This is a genomic window from Rhodoligotrophos sp. CJ14 (genome assembly GCF_038811545.1).
In the GTDB taxonomy this organism is placed as follows: Bacteria; Pseudomonadota; Alphaproteobacteria; order Rhizobiales; family Im1; genus Rhodoligotrophos; species Rhodoligotrophos ferricapiens.
In genome coordinates this window covers 3294030-3313603 of the sequence record NZ_CP133319.1, presented here as the reverse complement: position 1 = coordinate 3313603, position 19574 = coordinate 3294030, and the positions used below count along the sequence as shown (strand labels likewise).

Below are 19574 nucleotides of genomic sequence, written 5' to 3'. Positions count from 1 at the left end.
CGCGTGGATTCGAGCCAGGTGCGGAACCAACCGAAAGCAGCTCTGTTATCGCAAGACCAGGGCGAGGAATGCTACCGGTTTGCGCCGGGAGTCCACAGGACATCGCCCGGACCTCTGGCGTTTATCCAGCGGCTGGCCACAAACAGAAAATCCGACAGGCGGTTGATGTAGCGCAAAGCCGGATCGCCGACCGTCTCGCCATCAAGGCTCGCCAGCTGCACCACCAGACGCTCGGCGCGGCGGCAGACGGTCCGGCTGACATGGAGGGCCGCGGCGGCGGGATGACCGGCCGGGAGCACGAAGGAACGAAGCGGCGAAAGTTCCGCGTTCAGAGTGTCTATTTGCTTCTCCAGCCGCTCGACCTGCGAGGATACGATCCGGAGTGGTTCATAGGGAAGCGGCTCGCCGCGGTCCGGGGTGCACAGGTCAGCACCGAGGTCAAAGAGATCATTCTGGATGGATTCCAGCATGGGATCGAGTTCGGCATGATGGGGCAAAGAGAGATGAGCCCGGGCAACGCCAATTGTGGCGTTGGTTTCATCCACGGTGCCATAAGCTTCAATGCGAAGATGGGATTTAGGAAGCCGTTCACCAGTCGAAAGGGCCGTCGTGCCGTCATCCCCGGTGCGGGTGTAGATCTTATTCAGGACAACCATCATCCGTCCTCCAAGCGCTCTCACAAACGCGGCGGGATTGACCTTCGGGAACTGATCCAGACTCTGAAAGACACTTTCGAGACGAGGTACCAATCAGCTCCATGCAACAGGTATTGTTTGTCTGCCTCGGAAACATCTGCCGATCTCCTTTAGCCGCTGAGGCGTTTCGCGTAGAAGCCCAGCGCTGCGGAATGAATTCGCTCAGGGTTGATTCGGCGGGCATCAGCTCTTGGCATATCCGGGAGAAACCCGATCGGCGAGCCCTGAGTGCCGGCCTCGCGCGCGGGCTCGATATTTCGGGCCATCGCTCGCGCCTGATCGGTCCCAATGACTTCATCGTCTCGGACATTATTCTGGCCCTGGACGAAGAAGTCTATGGCTCGCTGGTTGGCATGACCGATTGCCAATGCGTCAACAAAATCCGGCTGCTCATGGACTTTGCGGAGAGAACGACAGAGCGTGAGGTGCCCACCCCCTATTTCGGCGATGAGGCCGATTTCGAGCTGATGCTCGATCTCATCCAGGATGGGGTCTGCGGCCTTGCTGCCTATCTCAAGTCGCTGAGAGCGTAATACTCTTCTGAGTAGTCTTTCAGAGGGTAGATCTCTTCAGAAACGTAAGGCCCGCCCCCGCGCGAAGGACGCGAGGAGTACAGCACGAATTGCCGGACCTCGAAAGGCCGGCTCTCGAACAGGCTATGGGCCGCGACGAAGCTCTGCACCCCCTCCACGCCGGAGTCACGCAGCCGAGCGAGCGTAACGTGGGGGGTGAACTTCCGGGGCTCGGGCTTGAGGCCGACGACCTGGCACAGGCGTTCGTGCCAGGTCTGGAGCCGCTTCAGGCTGCCACTCTCATCATCGTCGACCCCGGCCCAGATCGCGCGCGGCTTGGCGCCGCCAAAGCTACCAACGCCCTTCAGCCGGATTGTGAAGCTCGGCATGTCGACATCATCGAGCGCCTCGACGAGTTCACGGGCGATCCCATCGCTGATGTCGCCCATAAAACGCAAAGTGATGTGGTAGGATTCCGCTTCGATCCAGCGGGCGCCCCAAACGCCGCCTTGCATAAGCTGAAGCTCGTCCGCAATGTCCGCTGGGATTTCGAGGCCCGTGAAGAGACGAGGCATAGAAGCACCTCCTGGCCGACTGCCGAACAAACGTCCGCATGAACATCAACGCTATACGGATTCGCCGGCGATGCAACGGAGGATGCCCTCATCAGGCTCCCCTCGCCTATTCATATAGGCAGCGGGCCGATCATGGACAGGGGTTCTTATGCACCAGGTGAATGGCGTCAATCTCCTTCAGCAGCTCCGGACTTAGGGAAACCGCAGCCGCATCGATATCTGCAGCGAGCTGCTGCATGGTGGTGGCACCAATGATTACTGAAGTGGTAAACGGGCGCGAGACGGCGAATGCGATGGCCATTTGGGCGGGATCGACACCGAACCGCCGGGCGAGCGCCACATAGGCGTCGATGGCCACCTGGCTGCCAGGACCCTCATAGCGCTGCAGCCGATCAAAGAGCTGCTTGCGCGTCCCAGCCGGGAGGGCGCCATTGGCGTATTTCCCGGTGAGGTAGCCTTGCGCGAGAGGAGAATAGGCGAGCAAGCCGACCTGTTCGCGCAGCGCTATTTCCGCCAATCCGTCCTCGAAGGTCCGGTTGACGAGAGAATAGGCATTCTGAATGGACTGAACCCGCGGCAGGCGCTTTGCCTCGGCGGTGGTCACGAAACGCATGGTACCCCAGGGAGTCTCATTGGATAAGCCGATGTGGCGGACTTTGCCCTGCTCGACAAGCCGGTTGAGCGCACCGAGTTGCTCCTCGATCGGCACTTCATCCTCGGTGATCTCCAGAGGCCGACGTTCGCCGAATGTGGGAACTTTACGATCGGGCCAATGAAGCTGGTAGAGATCGATATAATCCGTGCGGAGCCGTTTCAGGCTTTTCTCGCAAGCCTCGAAAATCTGCTCGGGCGTCAAGCGAGCGGGAACATTATCGTCGCGGAACCAGGTGCGATCGGTGCGCCCCACGATCTTGCTTGCCAGGATGACCTTGTCGCGCCGGCCGCGGGATCTGAACCATGAGCCGATGATCCGCTCGGTGCTTCCCTGCGTCTCGGGCTTGGGGGGTATCGAATAAAGCTCGGCGGTGTCGATGAAATTGATGCCGCGGTCGAGGGCGTAATCGATCTGGGCATGGCCTTCGGCTTCAGTGTTCTGCTCGCCCCAGGTCATGGACCCCAAGCAGATTTCGCTCACCTGAAGGTCCGTCCGACCCAATTTCCGATAGTTCACGATGCACTCCCGCTTGTCTGCGCTGAGTGCGGTTAGCGGAGGTGGCGCGGTATGTCTAGCCGCAAGCGGGCCCTGCTGCGTCAGGATCAGCCGGCCTGGGCACCGTTGGCACGCGTCAGGAGCTGCTCGACGAGCGGCGTGACGCGCTCGACGATCGTTGCGATCCCCTTCGCATTGGGATGCATGCCATCCTCCAGGTTTAGCGAGGCCTCTGCAGCAACCCCCTCCAGGAAAAACGGATAGAGCAGCGCGCCATGCTGCTGCGCGAGGCGGGCATAAATGGAATTGAAGGCATCGCCATATTCCTTGCCCATGTTGGGAGGCGCGATCATGCCGGCGAGGAGCACGGGGATCTTTCGGCTGCTCAGGCGCTTGAGGATCTCTCCCAGCGCCTTTTCGGTCACCGCAGGATCAACACCGCGCAGGGCATCATTGGCGCCAAGCTCGACGATCACCGCATCGACATCGTCCGGCACAGCCCAATCAAGCCGCGACAGGCCGCCAGAGGCGGTGTCGCCCGAGACGCCGGCATTGATCACCGTCACGTCATGCCCCTTCTCTCGCAAGGCCTTCTCCAGCTGGGCCGGGAAGGACTCGCCGGCGCCAAGTCCAAAGCCTGCCGAAAGGCTGTCGCCGAGCACGACGAGCTTCAGCGGCTCGGCCGCGCGCGCGAGAGCGAAAGTGCCGGAAAGCATCATGACGACCAGCAGGAGTAACACCGTCTTGATTTGCCGCATGCTCGATCCATATGCCTCAAACTATTGAAATCCATAGAGCGTGAGCAGATTTCCCTTGGCCGATCCGATCGTTGCCCTCTCAGACGTCCGCCTGACATTGCCAAGCCGTGCCGGTCCGGTCGAGATCCTGCGCGGTATCGATCTCGTGATCTCGCCGGGCGAAGCCATCGGCCTGGTTGGGCCATCCGGCTCGGGCAAGACCACGCTGCTGATGGTGCTCGCTGGCCTCGAGCCGCCGAGTGCGGGAACAGTGAAGGTTGCCTCTCGCGATCTGACGGGCCTTGGCGAAGATGCGCTCGCCGCATTCCGCCGCGACAATGTGGGCATTGTCTTTCAAGCCTTCCACCTCATTCCGACCATGACGGCGCTCGAGAACGTTGCAGTCCCGCTCGAGTTCAAGGGCGAGCGCAATGCCTTTACCCTCGCGGCCGAGCAGTTGAAGCGGGTGCGGCTGGGGCATCGGCTGGACCATTATCCCGGCCAGCTCTCCGGCGGAGAACAGCAGCGGGTTGCAATCGCACGGGCGCTGGCAACGGGGGCACAGCTGCTTCTGGCGGATGAACCGACGGGCAATCTGGACCAGGAGACGGGTGCGCAGATCGTCGACTTGCTGTTCTCGGTCCAGAAGGAGGAGAAGGCGACCTTGGTGCTCGTCACCCATGATCCGGCTCTGGCCGAGCGGTGCTCACGGGTCATCCATATGGCAGACGGCCGTATCATCGGAGAACGCCAGCCCGGCAGAACCCCCGCCGAGACGGAAGTGCTCGCATGAGCAATGCCGATGCCGCTGTGCCGCGGGCAATCGCGACGACCGCTTCGAAGACAGGTGCCACACTTCCCATCAGTTTCCGCATTGCGCTGCGCGAGCTGCGGTCGGGCTTACGCGGATTCGGCATTTTCCTGCTGTGCCTCATTCTGGGCGTTGCCGCCTTGGCCGGCGTGCGCTCCCTCTCCTCGGCGCTCGGGGAAGGGCTCACGAACCGCGGGCAGGTCATCCTGGGCGGGGATGCTGAATTCTCCCTCGTCCACCGTGAGGCCGGCGCGCAGGAAATCGCGTTCCTGCAGTCGCAAGGCCGCCTCAGTCAGGTCTCCACGATGCGGGCCATGACCCGCTCAACCAAAAGCGACGCGCGCGCCCTGGTCGAGCTCAAGGCGGTGGATGAGACTTATCCTCTCTTCGGGGAGGTGAGGCTCGAAGGAGGCGGGTCACTTGATGAAGCCTTAGCCAAGCGGGATGGCCATTGGGGCGTTGTTGCCGATCCGGTGCTGCTCACCCGGCTCGGCGTGGCGCCGGGAGACCTCGTGCAGGTTGGCACCCTTGAGTTCCAGGTGCGCCACCCCCTTGCCAGCGAACCGGACCGACTGTCCGAAGGGCTTATGTTCGGCCCCCGCCTGTTCATGACCCGGGAGGCCTTGGCCGAGAGCGGTCTGGTCCAGCCAGGAAGTCTCGTCACGAATGCCTACCGAATGAGAATGGACACTGGCGGCGAGGGGGCGCTGCGCACCCTGCTCGAGGAGGTCCGAACGCGGTTTCCTGACGCCGGCTGGCGCATCAAGTCGCGCGAGAATGCCGCTCCCGGCGTTGAACGCTTCGTTGCCCGCCTGACCCTGTTCCTATCTCTGGTGGGGCTTACCGCCCTGTTTGTCGGCGGGGTCGGCATCGCCAATGCGGTCACGAACTTCCTCGATGCCCGCCGGCGGAACATTGCCATTCTGAAATGTGTCGGCGCGCCGGGGCGAGCGATCTTCGAAATCTATCTTATCCAGGTGATGATATTGGCGGCGCTGGCCATCGGCATCGGGCTCGTGATTGGGGCTGCTATTCCAATTGCCCTGGCTCATCTCCTGGCCGATATGCTGCCGCTGCCCCTGGAGACGGGCATCTATCCCCTCTCACTGTTCGCCGCTGCGGCGTTTGGCGTGCTGGTCACGCTGGCCTTCGCGATCTGGCCTTTGGGTCGCGCGCGAGACATACCGGCACAGTCGCTCTTCCGGGATGCGATCACTCCCGCACGTCGCCTGCCCCACCGGCCCTATATCATGGCAGTTGCCGTGGTGCTCCTGATCCTGGTGAGTGTCGCGCTGGCCACATTCGAAGACAAGCAGCTGACCCTTTGGTACATTTTCGGCCTCGCTGCAGGGTTTGCGATCCTTGTCGGATTGGGAAAGGCGCTGACCTGGGCAGCCGCGAAAATGCCCACCAAAAAAACCGGCCCGATCACGCGGCTCGCCATTGGCAATCTGCATCGTCCGGCAGCACCCACCGTCTCTGTTGTGCTATCGCTGGGGCTCGGGCTGTCGCTGTTCGTGACCCTGGCATTGGTCGATACCAACCTGACGCGGGAATTGCAGCGCAATCTGCCGGGCCAGGCGCCGTCATTCTTCTTCCTCGACATTCAGCCCGACCAGCATGATCGTTTCGAGCAAATGCTCAAGGGCCTGCCGGGGGCTCACGACATACAGAGCGTGCCCATGCTCCGGGGAACCGTCGTGAGCGTAAATGGGGTACCCTCACAGCAGGTGAAGGTGGACCCGGAGGTTGCCTGGGTGTTGCGTGGTGATCGCGGCCTTACCTATTCGGAGATACCGCCAGCCAATTCCGTGATCACGGAAGGCGAATGGTGGCCGAAGGATTATTCGGGCGAACCCCTGGTCTCGATGGCCGAGGATGCCGCGCGTGGCATGGGCCTCAAGGTTGGAGATCACCTGACAGTCAATGTTCTCGGCCGCGAGATCACGGCGCGAATCGCCAGCCTGCGTCAGGTCGAATGGCGTTCGCTCGCCATGAATTTCGTGCTCGTCTTTTCGCCAAATGCCCTGCGCGGTGCTCCACACACTTTCCTGGTGACCGTCAAGGCTCCCCCGGGGAATGAGCCCGAGGTGCTGAAGGTCATGTCGGATGCCTTTCCCAACAGCACGGCCGTTCGGGTGAAGGAAGCGCTGGATACGGTGAACGAGCTGATGGAACAGCTGCTTACGGCGGTGCGCGGTGCCAATGCGGTTACCCTGCTCGTCGGCGTGCTGGTCCTTGCCGGCGCGCTCGCAACCGGACTGCGCACGCGCATCTATGATGCCGTGGTGCTTAAAACATTCGGGGCCAGGCGCCAGCAGCTCCTCGTTGCCTATGCTCTGGAATATGGCCTTCTCGGGCTGACCACCGCCATATTCGCGGTCGTCGCGGGCGCGGCCGGTAGTTACGCAATCCTTACCTTTGCCATGCAGAGTAGCTGGACTTTTTCGGGTGAAGTGGCAATCACCGCCGCTTTGTTGGCCACCTGTGTCACGATCGCTGCCGGGCTCATGACGACCTGGGCGGCGCTGCGGGCAAAGGCTACGCCGATTCTGCGCAACGAGTGAGAGCAGAAGCGGTCCCTTGTGCTTGTCAATGACAGTAAATCACCCCATATCTAGCGAACCTGGGCGAGGAGGCACAGCGATATGGCAGACCTGAACAATCGCAGCAGCTACGCGCAGCGCGGCGTCGCCGGAACGGCCTTCGCGGTCGACGAGGGACTCCGCGCCTATATGCTGCGAGTCTACAATTACATGACCATCGGGCTCGTGATCACGGGCCTCGCGGCACTTGGCGTGTATTCGCTGTCGGTGACGAGCATCGAGGCCGATGCTGTGGCTCGGGCCGGCGGTGTTCTGCTTACGCAATTCGGCTATACGCTGTTCGTCAGCCCGTTGAAGTGGGCAGTGATCTTCGCGCCTCTCGCGATGGTGTTCTTCCTCAGCTTCCGATTGAACGCCATGAGCGTTGCCGGCGCTCAGCTCGCATTCTGGGTGTTCGCCCTGCTGATGGGCATCTCTCTGTCGTCCATCTTCCTGGTTTACACCCATGGCTCGATAGCACGGGTGTTCTTCATCACCGCGGCGTCGTTCGGCGCGTTGAGCCTCTGGGGCTACACCACCAAGCGCGACCTTGCGCCCTGGGGCTCGTTCCTGTTCATGGGGCTGATCGGCATTATCATCGCCTCGCTGGTCAATATCTTCCTGGCCAGCTCAGCGCTCGATTTCGTCGTGTCCTGCGCGGGCGTGCTGATCTTCGCAGGGCTCACCGCCTATGACACGCAGTCGATCAAGGAGATGTATTTCGAGGGCGACTCGGCCGAGGCGGCCGGGCGCAAGGCTATCCTTGGTGCCTTGCGACTCTATCTCGACTTCATCAACCTGTTCCTGATGCTGCTCCGCCTTTTTGGGAACAGGAACTGACCTCGCGCTGGGTGGCTGCAAGCCTCTGCTTGAAAGTTCTTCAATCCAACAAAAAGCCCCCGGGAACAAGTCCCGGGGGCTTTCGCTGACGCCTCCCCTTATGTCCTTCAGGCTGTCAGTGGAGCTCCCTCCATCCTTCGCTCCAAAACTCAGTGAACACCGTCTCTGCCGGGCCGCCAGCCGAAAGCGCTCCAGCATCGGCGACAGGTCATGTCGCTCGCGCGGCTTATCTCTCCTATCCTGACTAGATTGGCACCAGCTTCGGCTGCCGGTCTATGGCCTTGAGCACCTGCTTGATGTCGTGTCCTCGGCGCAGAATTGCGCCCGTCTGTGCAATGACTGCGTAGAGGCCTTGCTTGTGGCGCAGTTTCGGTTGCTTCTCGATCCGGTAGAGCGGTACCTCGCTGCTCCGTCGGAATATGGAGAACACCGCCTTGTCGCGCCCATGGTCGATTGCATAGTCGCGCCAAGCACCTTCAGCGACCCTGCGGCCGTAAACCGAAAATATTGCGGAAAGCTCTTGCCGATCGAATGCTGTGGCTACATTGCTGCTGGGAGATGGCTTACCATTCGCAGCAGCCTGGAGCGCGGTCGCATTCGCCCGCGCCCCGATCTGAACTATGGGTTCAGTATCGTTCATCGCTCCTACCGGAAACAAGGGGCCGTCAGCGTCATATTATCGTCATGATGGCCCAGCGCCGGCAGCTTGGCAAGATGCGGAAAAGATTAGCGCCGTCAAACTTTCGGGTCAGCGCGACCAATCGCAGTCTCGATCACGCGAACAGCATCCGGTGAATCCCACAAGGCGGTTCCCATCAGGCGCGCAACCTCTTTACCCTGCGGATTGACGAGAATGGTGGTCGGCAGACCCACGCTTTTGAGCGAACGCAGAGATTTCGTCGTGGGGTCCAAGTAAAGCGCGAGGTTGGAAATCTTGATCTCGTCGAGAAAGGCCTGCGCCGCAGGGGCGCCCTTCTGATCGAGACTTATGGCTACGACTTCGAAATCGTCCCCGCCATAGTTCCTTTGGAGCTCGGCCAAGCCCGGCATTTCCTCCCGGCATGGGGCGCACCATGTGGCCCAAAGATTAACGAGCACCGTCTTACCGCGCCATTTCGCCAGGCTCTGTTCCTTCCCGTCCGCATCGGTGAAGGTAAAGTCGGGGATGTCCTGGGGCGACTTATGAATGACAAGCGCCGCCATCTGTCCTGTGGCAAGCTCAGACGGGAGGGTTGCACCGGTCGTCTCGCCGCCTCCAGCATTCTGTGCATTGCGCGGCTCGTCGGTGATCAGGTAAAGGGCTGCAGCAGCGATCGCGAGCAGGACCAGACCGACAGCCACCATCAGCCTTCGACTATTTTGGCGGGGGGCAGTGGCGTTCATGATCTAGATCTCGCTTCAAACTCAGTGGCTAGCAAAGAGGACCTGACGTGACGAACCGGATGTGGGGCGGACGCTTCGCCGAAACACCAAGCGAAATCATGGAGGAGGTCAACAGCTCCATCGATTTCGACAAGCGGCTGTTTGCCCAGGATATCGCCGGATCGCAAGCCCATTGCCAGATGCTTGCGGCAAAAGGGATCATCAGCGCCGACGACGCGGCGGAGATTATTCGCGGGCTCGATCAGGTGCAATCGGAGATCGAAGCGGGGACCTTCACATTCTCGCGCAGTCTCGAAGACATCCACATGAATGTCGAGGCGCGGCTTGCAGAGATCATCGGGCCCGCGGCAGGGAGGCTGCATACGGCACGATCCCGCAACGATCAGGTCGCGACCGATATCAGGCTCTATGTGCGCGACACGATCGATCACCTCGACCACCAACTCGCTGATCTGCAAAAAGCCCTCGCGATCAAGGCGAAGGAGCACTCGGATGCCATCATGCCCGGGTTCACACATCTCCAGACCGCACAACCCGTCACCTTCGGCCATCACTGCCTAGCTTATGTGGAGATGTTTGGGCGGGACCGTGAGCGGTTCGCGGATGCCCGCAAGCGCGTCAATCAGAATCCGCTGGGCGCAGCCGCGCTGGCCGGCACATCCTTCCCGATCGACCGGGAGATGACCTCGCAAGCCCTCGGCTTCGACAGCCCCATGCGTAATTCCCTCGATGCGGTCTCCGCCCGGGATTTCGCGATCGAAACATTGAGCGCCGCTGCCATTTCGGCCATGCACCTATCGCGCCTCTCCGAAGAGCTGGTGTTGTGGACCTCGGCGCAGTTCCGCTTCGTCAGCTTGTCCGATCGCTTCACCACCGGCTCGTCCATCATGCCGCAAAAGCGCAATCCGGATGCGGCCGAATTGGTGCGCGGCAAGGCCGGCCGGGTGATCGGCGCGCTGGTCTCGCTTCTGGTGATGATGAAGGGGCTGCCGCTCGCCTATGGCAAGGACATGCAGGAGGACAAGGAGCCACTCTTCGACGCGCTGGATACTCTTTCGCTGTGTGTTGCCGCGATGACGGGCATGATCAACGATCTCACGCCCAACCTTGCGGAAATGCGCGCCGCGGCTGATGCGGGTTTCGCGACCGCCACCGATCTTGCCGATTGGCTGGTTCGGGTGCTCGGCCTACCTTTCCGGCAAGCACATCATGTGACGGGCGCTCTGGTTGCAAAGGCAGAGGCGCGCAATGTCGGGCTTCATGAGCTTGCGCTTGCGGAGATGCAGGAGGTGGAGCCGCGCATCACGGATGATGTCTATTCCGTGCTGACGGTTGACTCTTCCGTGCGGTCCCGCAAGAGCTTAGGCGGCACTGCGCCGGACAATGTGCTTGCGGAAGCTGAACGCTGGCTCAAACAGCTTGGCTGAGACCTGCCCTTGGCGCGCGGCTGAGCTTGCAGTAAAACAGGCCAGAACAGCGCGCCCATGCGCCCTATCCCACTGAGAGGTGATCCGTGCAGCGGACCAGAACGATCGCGGCTTTGGTGCTGATGGCCCTCTCGCTCGCAAGTTGCGGCGTTCGCGGCCCCTTGGAACCGCCTCCCGGCGCCAAGGAGCCCGATCCGGACGAGCCGGTCCTGCTGGATCCGCTCATCACCCCCAGGCAGCCAGGCTTTTAACCGGTTCAGCTCCCATGCATTTTTTTGAGTATCGCGACGGCATACTGCATGCCGAAGATGTCGATTTGCGCAGCATCGCGGCTGCGGTCGGCACGCCATTCTATTGCTATTCGCGCGCCACGCTCGAGCGGCATTATCGGGTGTTCGATGAAGCCTTTGCCGGCATCGACCATATGATCTGCTATTCGCCCAAAGCGAATTCCAATCTAGCAGTGATGAAGACGCTCGCCGATCTCGGCGCGGGCATGGACGTGGTCTCGGAGGGTGAGCTGCGGCGCGCTCGGGCTGCCGGTGTTCCCGGAGGCCGGATCGTGTTTTCAGGGGTCGGCAAGACCGAAGCGGAGATGGCCTATGCTCTCGACCGGGGCATCCATTGCTTCAACGTGGAATCGGAGCCGGAGCTCGAGCTCCTGAACAAGGTGGCTTTGAGCAAAGAGAGGCGCGCGCCGATCTCGCTGCGCATCAATCCCGATGTGGACGCCAAGACCCACGCCAAGATCTCGACGGGAAAGGCCGAGAACAAGTTCGGCATCTCCTGGAGCCGGGCGGAGGCCGTCTATGATCGGGCCCGGCAATCGCCCGGGCTCGAGGTGGTCGGCATCGATATGCATATTGGCAGCCAGATCACCTCACTGGAGCCTTTTGAAAAGGCGGCCACGCTGATCGGCGACCTTTTCAATCGGCTGAAGGCGGCAGGGCACAATATCAGGCACATCGATCTTGGCGGCGGGCTCGGCATTCCTTACAAGCCCGGCGAGCCATTGCCGCCCTCGCCCGCCGAATATGCGGAGATGGCCAAGCGCATTCTCGGCCCCTTGAATTGCAAGCTCATTCTGGAACCGGGCCGCCTGATCGCCGGCAATGCCGGCATTCTGGCCACCAGCGTGATCTATGTGAAGCATGGAGACGCCAAGTCCTTCGTGATCGTGGACGCGGCGATGAACGATCTCATCCGGCCGACGCTCTATGAGGCCTATCACGAGATCCGTCGTGCTGACGAACGGCGCCCTGCCACGGAACGGATGGTGGACGTCGTGGGTCCCGTATGCGAAAGCGGCGACTTCCTGGCTCAGAACCGCTTGCTGCCCTCCGTTGAACGGGGTGACCTCCTGGTGCTGATGACCGCCGGGGCCTATGGCGCGGTGCTCGCAGGGACCTATAACACGCGACGGCTGGTGCCTGAGGTGCTCGTAAGCGGCAATCAATTTGCCGTGGTCCGCCGACGCCCGAGCTATGAGGAAATCATCGGCTTCGACGCGCTCGCTCCCTGGCAGGGACAAGCCGGAAGCTAAGGGCTCGAGCTCGGGCAAATCGTGGCAGAGCGGCCATAACCCTAGGGAGTTTTCGCCTTCGGAAATCGCTCTTCCTCCTTGTCTGGCCGCATTTTCTGGGCGGAACCAGCATCCACTTCGCTCGAGAATGCTGCACCATCGCGATCACGTGATCCCTGGCGAGCACGCTACGGGTCACGAAGGCCGCTAACTATGTTATAGTGGCGACGATGAGCGAGCGCCCAGACAGGGACCTGGCCAGGAAAACCGCCCAAGCAAAGGTCGTCCTTTTCCTCGAAGCCGCATGGAGCGCAGTGTTTCCGGCACTGAGCGTCATAGGCCTGTTTGTCCTGGTCACGCTGCTGGGGCTGTTCGGCTATCTGCCGCGCATGCTGCATATTCTGGCGCTGATCGGCTTTGCCGGTGCCTTCGTCTGGTCGCTGCGGCCACTCCTCAGCCTGCGGTGGCCGGATGATGACAGCGCCCTGCGGCATCTGGAACGCCGCGCAGGACTACCACACCGCCCCGCGACCTCCTACAAGGACACTCTGTCTGCTCCGGTTACAAGCCTCGAGCAGCAGGCCCTGTGGGCAGCCCATAAGCAGTCTCTGCTTGCGCGCATCAAGGCTTTGAGGCCTGGGCTTCCTCGCTCCCACCTTCATGTGCTGGATCCAATCGCGCTGCGTAGCGCGCTCGCGCTCGCGCTTATCGCAGCCGTGATCCTGGTCGGCGATAATTGGCGGGGGCAAATCAAGCAGGCGGCTAGGGTTGGCCAGATCGCCCCGGAAACCGTGGTCGGCGTCGATGCGTGGATCACGCCGCCGCGCTATACAGGGCGGCCCCCTGTCTTCCTTGCAGGCGGTGGGAACACGGCGAAAGTCGATAGTCAGGCAGAGATCATCGTGCCCGCGAATAGCGAGCTGGTGGTTCGCTTCAACAATGCCGAGGAACCGGCGGTTCGCCTGCTGCCGGCCTCTTCCGGCAATGGCCAGACACAGGCCGCCAAAGAGCTCAGTGTTCCCGCCGTCTCACCGAATGTGCATGAGCTGCGGACCAAGCTCACGGATGGCGCGACCATCGTCGTCGAGGATGAGGATGGCGAACGCGGACGCTGGCCCATCAAGATCATCAGCGATGCGGCACCGCAGGTCGAGCTGGTGGGTGATCCCGGCGCTATGCCGACAGGCGCGCTCGCCTTCGACTACACGGCCTCCGATGATTACGGGCTGACCAGCCTCAAAGCGAGGTTTGAGCTCTCCGACGTTCAGGACGGCGAGGAGGGTCTCGCGGCTCCCGGACTGTTCATGTTCGACGCGCCGGATCTGGAGATCGCGTTGCAGGGCTCGAAGCCGCGGCGGGTCAAGGCGCGGGAGCAACGCGATCTGACCGCGCATCCTTGGGCAGGAGCCACGGTGAATATGTGGCTCGAGGCGCAAGACGAGGCCGGCCAGATCACGCGCAGCCGCGTGGTGAGCTTCGTTCTGCCCGAGCGGCCGTTCAGGAATCCTCTGGCGCAGGCTCTTGCCGAGCAGCGGCGCAATCTTCTGCATGATCCGGATCGCCAGCCGCTGGTGGCAAGGACCCTCGAAGCGCTCACGCTTTATCCAGACGGATTGATCGACCGCAGCGGTGTCTATCTCGGGATCCGCACCGCCTATCACCGGCTCTTGCAGGTGGATGACCGCGAAGAAATGGTCGGTGTGACCGACCTGCTCTGGGAGATCGCATTGTCAGTCGAAGACGGTGATCTTTCCTTTGCAGAACGCGAACTGCAGGCGCTGCAACGCGAATTGCAGAAGGCGCTCGCTGAGAATGCCCCCCAAGAGCGGATCGAAGAGCTCATGAAGCAGCTTCGAGACGCCCTGAACCGCTATATGCAGGCGCTCATCGAGCAGGCCCGGCGGAATATGGCGAACGGGCAGATGCAGCCTGCCGATCCCAATGCGCGCATGATCCAGCCGCAAGATCTCTCGCGCATGATGGACATGATCGAGAACCTGGCGAAATCCGGTGCGCGGGATGCGGCGCAGCAGCTCTTGGCCGAGTTGAACTCCATCCTGCAGGGGCTAAGACCCAGCATGGCGCAGCCACAGCAGGGCTCGCCCATGGGTCAGGCCTTGCAGGAACTGGGGGAAATGATGGGCCGGCAGCAAAGACTGATGGACCAGACGTTCCGCCTGCCCGGCGAAGGTCAACAGGGCCAGGACGGACAGCAGGGCCAGCAAGGCCAACAGGGCCAGCAAGGCCAGGCAGGTCAGCTTGGAACTCAGCAAGGCGATCTGGGCCAGGCCCTACAGAAACTGCTGGATCAGATGGGACAGCAGGGCATGCAGTCGCCCGGCGCACTGGATAAGGCCCGCGAGGCCATGCGTCGCGCCGCGGAGGCCTTGCGCAACAGCCAGCGCGGCGAGGCGCTGGGGCAGCAGGGCGAAGCTCTCGACCAGATGCGACAGGGGGCGGAGGCTCTCGCCCAACAGATGCAGCAAGGGCCCGCCCAGGCCGGCAATCAGCCCGGCCAGCAGGGACGCGGACAGCCCGGGCAGGAAACGGATCCCCTCGGACGGCCCGGTCCCACCGAAGGCGAGCAGTTCGGGGAGCGGCGCAATGTCGTGCCTGACGAGATGTCAGTGATGCGGGCCCAGGAAGTCCTGCGCATTCTCAGACAGCGCATGAACGAGCCGGCAAGGCCGCAGCTCGAGCTCGATTATCTCGAGCGGCTCCTCAGAGGGATTTACTGAGCGAACCGAAGCGGCTTGCCTGAGCCCCCGCGCCACCGCTCAATCGGCGGGGTCTTTGATCACGCCAATGAATGGCAGCTCGCGATAGCGGTGCGCCATATCCATGCCGTAACCCACAACAAAGCAATCGGGACATTTGAAGCCGACGAAGTCCGCTTCCAGGTCCTGCGCCCGTCTATGTGGCTTGTCCAACAGCACCGCTGTCTTGACTTGCCTCGCACCGCGTCGCGCCATCAATTCCTTGGCAAAGTGGAGGGTTCGGCCGGACTCAAGGATGTCGTCGATCAAAAGCACGCCGCGATCGCTCACATCCGTCGCGATGTCGCGGAGCACATCGATCCGGCCGGATGATCGCGTGTCCTCGTGATAGCTGGCCAGCATGAGGAAATCGATCTCGGGCTCGACACCTGCTCTGTGCATCGATCGAATCAGATCGGCAGCGAAGATGAAACTGCCTTTGAGAACAGGGATGACCAAGAGACGCGGCATTGTCATGGCAGCGATCTCTTTGGCCAGTTTCTCGACCCGGCGGGCAATCACAGGCTCGGAGAACAGAACATCAATTCGGGGCAGGCTCATCGGTCATTGCCATGGGTGCATCACCAATCCGATTGAACCGGATCTCCACTTTTTGAGCAAGCTCGGGCGGTGCTGCGATTTTGGTTGAAAAGGTAATTCGGGCACCAGGGAGAAGGGGAAGGTCCGATACAGGTTCAGACCAGGTGAAGACACTCTGGCCCGCTGTATCGCGAAGGGTAAAGCGAAGTTCCGGTACCTGGCGGGCGACCTGCGACACGTTGGCAATCGTTCCATTCACCCGCAATGAGGGCACTCCGCCCGCATAGACGAGGTGTGACCTGACCCGCTCCAGGGCAAGCCCTACCTGGTTCACCTCAATTCCGACCTTCTGATAAAGGCGAGCGGCGGCCGGAAAGGCGCTGACGACCTGCTGCGGCCAGAACAGAATCGCTGCAGCGAAGGCCATGGTAAAGCCAGTCAGGGCAAGCCAGTGCGTGACATCCCCGGTGCGGCGAGTGGCTGGTGCGGCACGGTGCTGCTCGCGCCGGCGCAGACGCTCACGCCGTGCGGCCTCGGGAATGAGAGACCCATTATGCGGTCTTGCCAGACCTGAGTCACCCATCGAGCGATCAAGCCAGATATGCTGGCAGCGCCGGCACCGGATCGCCTCCCTGCACCCGATCAGCAGCCGTTCCGGCCGATCGGTGCGCATTGCGCAAGCAGGGCAAGACACTATCATCAACGCTCAAACCCAATCCATTTCGCACCGGAGGTTCACTCCGGACACGTCGACCCCTACAATTTGATTCAAGGGCCGCAGGGTTAAGGAGAGGTTAAGCACTCCCGTGCAGATGTGATGGCAGTGGTGGTGGTTAGGCTGATCGATCGTCGGAGGGAGACCCGTGATCCGTCTTGAGAATGTCGGGCTGCGTTACGGCAAGGGACGGGAGGTGCTCAGGGATGTCAGCTTCGAGCTCGCAAATGGATCTTTCCATTTTCTCACGGGCCCATCCGGTGCCGGCAAAACGTCACTGCTCCGCCTGCTGTTCCTCTCGCTGAAACCCACCCGCGGCGTCATCAGCCTGTTCAATCGCGACGTTTCCTCGCTCAGCCGCCGCCAGTTGCCGGACCTCCGACGTCGCATCGGCGTGGTGTTCCAGGATTTCAGGCTTCTCAATCACCTGAGCACATTCGACAACGTGGCCTTACCGCTGAGGGTGCGCGGGGAACGGGTTGAGCATTACCGGGAGAATGTGCTGGAGCTGCTCGACTGGGTAGGACTAGGGGACAGGGCGGATGCGTTTCCACCGGTGCTGTCGGGCGGGGAGCAACAGCGGGCAGCAATCGCACGGGCGGTGGTCGGGCGGCCGGAGTTGATCCTGGCGGACGAGCCCACCGGTAACGTCGATCCCGATCTGGCGCGCCGGCTACTGCGTCTGTTCGTGGAATTGAACCGATTCGGCTCTACCGTTCTCATCGCCACCCACGATGTTTCGCTGATGGAGGAGCTGAGAGCGCCGAAACTCGTGCTCGATGCCGGCCAGCTCGAAGTTATCCCATGACGTCCATCCGCAAAGAGCCTAGCCTGGGAGCACCGGTCCAAGCGGAACGACCAGCCGCACCGACCAGCGAGCTGCCGCGCTATGCCGAACCCATCATGCCGGCTGGCACCGTGGTCGGGCGGTCATTGCTGCTGGTGGTCACCCTCATGTCATTTCTGGCCTGCCTGGCCCTTGCGGGGGTTCTGGTCATCGACCAAGCGGTCTCGGTGTGGAGCGAGGACATCGCGCGAGAGGTGACATTGCAGATCAGGCCGATGGACGGTACCGACATCGATGCGCAAGTCGACAAGGCGTCGGTCATCCTCCAGTCGACGCCAGGCGTGACCGGCTTCCGGATCATCGATAAAGCCCAAGCCGCGCAGCTGCTCGAACCATGGCTTGGCACCCTGTCGGTGATCCAGGATCTGCCGATACCTCGAATGATCGCCGTGCAAACCGACCCGAATCACCCGCCAGACCTGCAAGCGTTGCGCACCGCCTTGGCAGCACAGGTGACGGGGGCGGATCTCGATACCCATCAACAATGGCAGTCACAGCTCAGTCGGACAGCAGGTACGCTGCGATGGATCGGCTATGGGGTGCTCGCCATCATCGCGCTGGCGACAATCGCGGTGACCGTGTTCGCGACCCGGTCTGCAATCGCGGCCAATCGCAACATCGTGGAGGTGTTGCATCTCGTCGGTGCCCGCGACCGGTTCATCGCACGCCAAGTGCAATGGCATTTCGTTCGGCTGGCCTTCAAGGCGGGCCTGATCGGCACGGTTGCAGGCGCGATCACTGTCGTCCTCATCGCTTTCATGGGCCCGAGCGATGTGCCCGGCGGGCTGACGGATGCCAGTCGCTCGCTGATGTTTGGACCTGCCGAGCTCTCCCTCCGCAGCTACGCGCTGTTCCTGCTCGTCCCAATTGCTGCGGTGGTCGTCAGCCTGATAACCTCGCGCGTGACCGTCATGCGGATCTTGAGTGATGTCCTCTAGTCCTATAAGGGCATTCGCTCATGGGTGACGATCGGGGTTTTCATGGGCGTGACATGAATGGCAATTCCCAAGCGGGAACTCAGAGCAGCGTAGCCAATTCCTCCCGCGGCCCCCGACGCCCGGCCGTTGTCTTTGTCTGTCTCGCGCTGATCCTGCTCCTGGCGCTGGCCGGCGGACTCGGCGCATTCGCGGTGAAGATCGCTCACGACGAACCGCAGGCCGCTCCGCAGGCCGATGGAATTGTCGTGCTCACGGGTGGGGCGGCACGGATTTCGGAAGCGCTCAAGCTCTTGGGCAATGGCAGCGCCAAGCGCCTCCTCATCACCGGAGTGAACGTTGCGACCAGCCGCGAGGCCCTGCGGTCCGAGCTCGATGCCAGCAAGCAGCTGTTCGATTGCTGCGTGGATCTCGGCCGGCAAGCCGTCAATACCGAGGGCAATGCCGCAGAAGCGGCGGCGTGGGTGAGAAATCAGCATTTCACGAGCGTCATTCTGGTGACCAGCAATTATCACATGCCGCGCAGCCTCATCGAGTTTCAACGCTACCTGCCTGAAGCACGTGTAATCGCTTATCCCGTGAAGGCGGGCTCGCCGGTGACGGGCTCGGCGGTCGAAATGCTCACCAACAGTGTCGCCTTGCGCGTGGTGGCGACGGAATACGCGAAATATCTGGTGGCCCTGGCGCGGAAGATCGCCTGGGATAGTTGGCGGGTGCCGGTTGCGCCTGCACAATCCTGAGCGGTTCCAAGGGATGCTCGTCCTCCGGTCGCTGCTCTTCAATCTGCTCTTTTATCTCAACCTGATCGCCTTCATGGTTGTGGGCTGCGTGTTCTACGTGACGCCCAGGGCGTGGTCCATGGCGGCTCTCAAAGTGTGGGCGCGATCATCGCTCTTGCTGTTGCGCTGGGTTGTGGGGCTCAGGGTCCAGTTCAGGGGAACAGAGCTCATCCCGAAAGGACCGCTCCTGGTTGCGGCCAAGCACCAGTCGCTGTGGGAGACGTTCGCTCTGCTGCCGCTGTTCGATGATCCGGCCGTGATCTTAAAGCGGGAGCTCACCTATATCCCGCTCTTTGGTTGGTTCGCGCTCAAGTTCCGGATGATTCCGGTTGATCGCACCGCGGGGGCCACGGCTTTGCGGCGGATGATGCAAGCGGCGGCACGCGCCAAGGCGGAGGGACGGCAAATCATCGTCTTTCCCGAAGGCACAAGACGGGCGCCGGGTGCCCCGCCCGCCTATCGGCCGGGAACAGCCGCCCTTTACCGGCAACTCGAACTGCCCTGCGTGCCGATCGCGCTCAATTCCGGGATATTCTGGCCGCGCCGCAAGTTCCTCCGGTACCCCGGCACGGTGATTGTGGAGATTCTGCCGCTGATCGAGCCTGGGCTGAGTCGCCGCGCGTTCGATCAGCAGCTCGAAGACCGGATCGAAACGGCCACCGCCCGGCTCGTGGCAGAAGCAGAGGCTTCTAATCCAACTGGCACAAAAAGAGAACATAGCCTCGACTCTGGTCAGGCCTGACACTATATTCAGGGGCTCATAAA

20 protein-coding genes are annotated in these 19574 nt (G+C 61.8%); 12 read left to right on the top strand and 8 right to left on the bottom strand.

The genetic code is table 11. The features are described from left to right. Window positions 1-71 precede the first annotated feature (71 nt). On the bottom strand, window positions 72-656 hold the full coding sequence (locus tag RCF49_RS15430; protein WP_342644208.1) for a cob(I)yrinic acid a,c-diamide adenosyltransferase: 585 nt from the start codon (window positions 654-656) through the stop codon (window positions 72-74). Between the two features lie 101 nt (window positions 657-757). Here RCF49_RS15430 and RCF49_RS15425 point away from each other — a divergent pair, with 101 nt between their 5' ends. Then, window positions 758-1228: a low molecular weight protein-tyrosine-phosphatase gene (locus tag RCF49_RS15425; RefSeq protein ID WP_342640692.1), complete on the top strand. Its 471-nt coding sequence runs from the start codon at window positions 758-760 to the stop codon at window positions 1226-1228. Here RCF49_RS15425 and thpR read toward each other — a convergent pair. The 3 genes from thpR to RCF49_RS15410 all read right to left on the bottom strand — a co-directional run bounded on the left by thpR (window position 1204) and on the right by RCF49_RS15410 (window position 3690). Next, window positions 1204-1782, bottom strand: a complete 579-nt coding sequence (thpR, locus tag RCF49_RS15420) for an RNA 2',3'-cyclic phosphodiesterase (RefSeq protein ID WP_342640691.1) — start codon at window positions 1780-1782, stop codon at window positions 1204-1206. The genes RCF49_RS15425 and thpR overlap by 25 nt on opposite strands. 130 nt (window positions 1783-1912) lie before the next feature. Next, entirely contained in the window at window positions 1913-2953 is a 1041-nt protein-coding gene (locus RCF49_RS15415) for an aldo/keto reductase (protein WP_342640690.1), read from the bottom strand. Window positions 2954-3039: 86 nt separating this feature from the next. After that, on the bottom strand, window positions 3040-3690 hold the full coding sequence (locus RCF49_RS15410; RefSeq protein WP_342640689.1) for an arylesterase: 651 nt from the start codon (window positions 3688-3690) through the stop codon (window positions 3040-3042). 55 nt (window positions 3691-3745) lie between these two features. On the opposite strand from RCF49_RS15410, the gene RCF49_RS15405 reads away from it, so the two are divergent. The 3 genes from RCF49_RS15405 to RCF49_RS15395 all read left to right on the top strand — a co-directional run bounded on the left by RCF49_RS15405 (window position 3746) and on the right by RCF49_RS15395 (window position 7905). After that, the gene (locus tag RCF49_RS15405; protein ID WP_342640688.1) at window positions 3746-4462 is read left to right on the top strand and encodes an ABC transporter ATP-binding protein; all 717 of its coding nucleotides are present in this window, start codon (window positions 3746-3748) and stop codon (window positions 4460-4462) included. Beyond that, the gene (locus tag RCF49_RS15400) at window positions 4459-7047 is read left to right on the top strand and encodes an ABC transporter permease (RefSeq protein ID WP_342640687.1); all 2589 of its coding nucleotides are present in this window, start codon (window positions 4459-4461) and stop codon (window positions 7045-7047) included. Before RCF49_RS15405 ends, RCF49_RS15400 begins: the two co-directional genes overlap by 4 nt. Window positions 7048-7128: 81 nt before the next feature. Next, window positions 7129-7905 carry a Bax inhibitor-1/YccA family protein gene (locus tag RCF49_RS15395; protein WP_342640686.1) on the top strand — a complete coding sequence of 259 codons (777 nt, stop codon included), beginning with the start codon at window positions 7129-7131 and terminating at the stop codon, window positions 7903-7905. Window positions 7906-8149: 244 nt separating this feature from the next. Here RCF49_RS15395 and RCF49_RS15390 read toward each other — a convergent pair whose 3' ends face one another. Together RCF49_RS15390 and RCF49_RS15385 are read right to left on the bottom strand one after the other, a co-directional pair. Continuing rightward, complete coding sequence (locus tag RCF49_RS15390) at window positions 8150-8545, bottom strand: DUF2794 domain-containing protein (RefSeq protein WP_342640685.1); 396 nt, start codon at window positions 8543-8545, stop codon at window positions 8150-8152. A gap of 95 nt (window positions 8546-8640) precedes the next feature. Beyond that, complete coding sequence (locus RCF49_RS15385; RefSeq protein ID WP_342640684.1) at window positions 8641-9288, bottom strand: TlpA disulfide reductase family protein; 648 nt, start codon at window positions 9286-9288, stop codon at window positions 8641-8643. Window positions 9289-9335: 47 nt separating this feature from the next. Between RCF49_RS15385 and argH the strand changes: the two genes are divergently transcribed. From argH to RCF49_RS15365, 4 genes are all read left to right on the top strand, one after another. Further along, entirely contained in the window at window positions 9336-10715 is a 1380-nt protein-coding gene (argH, locus tag RCF49_RS15380) for an argininosuccinate lyase (RefSeq protein ID WP_342640683.1), read from the top strand. Window positions 10716-10801: 86 nt separating this feature from the next. Next, window positions 10802-10966, top strand: a complete 165-nt coding sequence (gene lptM / locus RCF49_RS15375) for an LPS translocon maturation chaperone LptM (RefSeq protein ID WP_342640682.1) — start codon at window positions 10802-10804, stop codon at window positions 10964-10966. A gap of 14 nt (window positions 10967-10980) precedes the next feature. Beyond that, a complete protein-coding gene (gene lysA / locus RCF49_RS15370; protein ID WP_342640681.1) occupies window positions 10981-12258 on the top strand; it encodes a diaminopimelate decarboxylase in 1278 nt (425 codons plus the stop codon). Window positions 12259-12467: 209 nt separating this feature from the next. Continuing rightward, window positions 12468-14975, top strand: a complete 2508-nt coding sequence (locus RCF49_RS15365) for a TIGR02302 family protein (protein WP_342640680.1) — start codon at window positions 12468-12470, stop codon at window positions 14973-14975. 39 nt (window positions 14976-15014) lie between these two features. Here the strand turns inward: RCF49_RS15365 and hpt are convergent, their stop codons facing one another. Then, window positions 15015-15554 carry a hypoxanthine phosphoribosyltransferase gene (hpt, locus tag RCF49_RS15360; protein WP_342640679.1) on the bottom strand — a complete coding sequence of 180 codons (540 nt, stop codon included), beginning with the start codon at window positions 15552-15554 and terminating at the stop codon, window positions 15015-15017. Further along, complete coding sequence (locus tag RCF49_RS15355; RefSeq protein WP_342640678.1) at window positions 15535-16116, bottom strand: hypothetical protein; 582 nt, start codon at window positions 16114-16116, stop codon at window positions 15535-15537. The genes hpt and RCF49_RS15355 overlap by 20 nt, the downstream gene beginning before the upstream one ends. A 280-nt stretch (window positions 16117-16396) precedes the next feature. Between RCF49_RS15355 and ftsE the strand changes: the two genes are divergently transcribed. The 4 genes from ftsE to RCF49_RS15335 are packed head-to-tail and all read left to right on the top strand — an operon-like array spanning window position 16397 to window position 19551. Continuing rightward, window positions 16397-17056 (top strand): cell division ATP-binding protein FtsE, encoded by a 660-nt coding sequence (gene ftsE / locus RCF49_RS15350; protein WP_342640677.1) that lies wholly within the window; start codon window positions 16397-16399, stop codon window positions 17054-17056. Continuing rightward, window positions 17053-18033, top strand: coding sequence for a cell division protein FtsX (locus RCF49_RS15345; protein WP_342640676.1), 981 nt, complete (start codon window positions 17053-17055; stop codon window positions 18031-18033). The genes ftsE and RCF49_RS15345 overlap by 4 nt, the downstream gene beginning before the upstream one ends. Window positions 18034-18053: 20 nt before the next feature. Continuing rightward, window positions 18054-18770: a YdcF family protein gene (locus RCF49_RS15340; RefSeq protein WP_342640675.1), complete on the top strand. Its 717-nt coding sequence runs from the start codon at window positions 18054-18056 to the stop codon at window positions 18768-18770. A gap of 13 nt (window positions 18771-18783) precedes the next feature. Then, complete coding sequence (locus tag RCF49_RS15335; protein ID WP_342640674.1) at window positions 18784-19551, top strand: lysophospholipid acyltransferase family protein; 768 nt, start codon at window positions 18784-18786, stop codon at window positions 19549-19551. Window positions 19552-19574: the final 23 nt, after the last annotated feature.

What these genes read in the sequence shown, in the direction of transcription:
- RCF49_RS15430 (WP_342644208.1), bottom strand. Translation starts at nt 656, where the DNA reads ATGGTTGTCCTGAATAAGATCTACACCCGCACCGGGGATGACGGCACG.
- RCF49_RS15425 (WP_342640692.1), top strand. Translation starts at nt 758, where the DNA reads ATGCAACAGGTATTGTTTGTCTGCCTCGGAAACATCTGCCGATCTCCT.
- thpR (WP_342640691.1), bottom strand. Translation starts at nt 1,782, where the DNA reads ATGCCTCGTCTCTTCACGGGCCTCGAAATCCCAGCGGACATTGCGGAC.
- RCF49_RS15410 (WP_342640689.1), bottom strand. Translation starts at nt 3,690, where the DNA reads ATGCGGCAAATCAAGACGGTGTTACTCCTGCTGGTCGTCATGATGCTT.
- RCF49_RS15400 (WP_342640687.1), top strand. Translation starts at nt 4,459, where the DNA reads ATGAGCAATGCCGATGCCGCTGTGCCGCGGGCAATCGCGACGACCGCT.
- RCF49_RS15395 (WP_342640686.1), top strand. Translation starts at nt 7,129, where the DNA reads ATGGCAGACCTGAACAATCGCAGCAGCTACGCGCAGCGCGGCGTCGCC.
- RCF49_RS15390 (WP_342640685.1), bottom strand. Translation starts at nt 8,545, where the DNA reads ATGAACGATACTGAACCCATAGTTCAGATCGGGGCGCGGGCGAATGCG.
- RCF49_RS15385 (WP_342640684.1), bottom strand. Translation starts at nt 9,288, where the DNA reads ATGAACGCCACTGCCCCCCGCCAAAATAGTCGAAGGCTGATGGTGGCT.
- lysA (WP_342640681.1), top strand. Translation starts at nt 10,981, where the DNA reads ATGCATTTTTTTGAGTATCGCGACGGCATACTGCATGCCGAAGATGTC.
- RCF49_RS15365 (WP_342640680.1), top strand. Translation starts at nt 12,468, where the DNA reads ATGAGCGAGCGCCCAGACAGGGACCTGGCCAGGAAAACCGCCCAAGCA.
- hpt (WP_342640679.1), bottom strand. Translation starts at nt 15,554, where the DNA reads ATGAGCCTGCCCCGAATTGATGTTCTGTTCTCCGAGCCTGTGATTGCC.
- RCF49_RS15355 (WP_342640678.1), bottom strand. Translation starts at nt 16,116, where the DNA reads ATGGGTGACTCAGGTCTGGCAAGACCGCATAATGGGTCTCTCATTCCC.
- RCF49_RS15345 (WP_342640676.1), top strand. Translation starts at nt 17,053, where the DNA reads ATGACGTCCATCCGCAAAGAGCCTAGCCTGGGAGCACCGGTCCAAGCG.
- RCF49_RS15340 (WP_342640675.1), top strand. Translation starts at nt 18,054, where the DNA reads ATGGGTGACGATCGGGGTTTTCATGGGCGTGACATGAATGGCAATTCC.
- RCF49_RS15335 (WP_342640674.1), top strand. Translation starts at nt 18,784, where the DNA reads ATGCTCGTCCTCCGGTCGCTGCTCTTCAATCTGCTCTTTTATCTCAAC.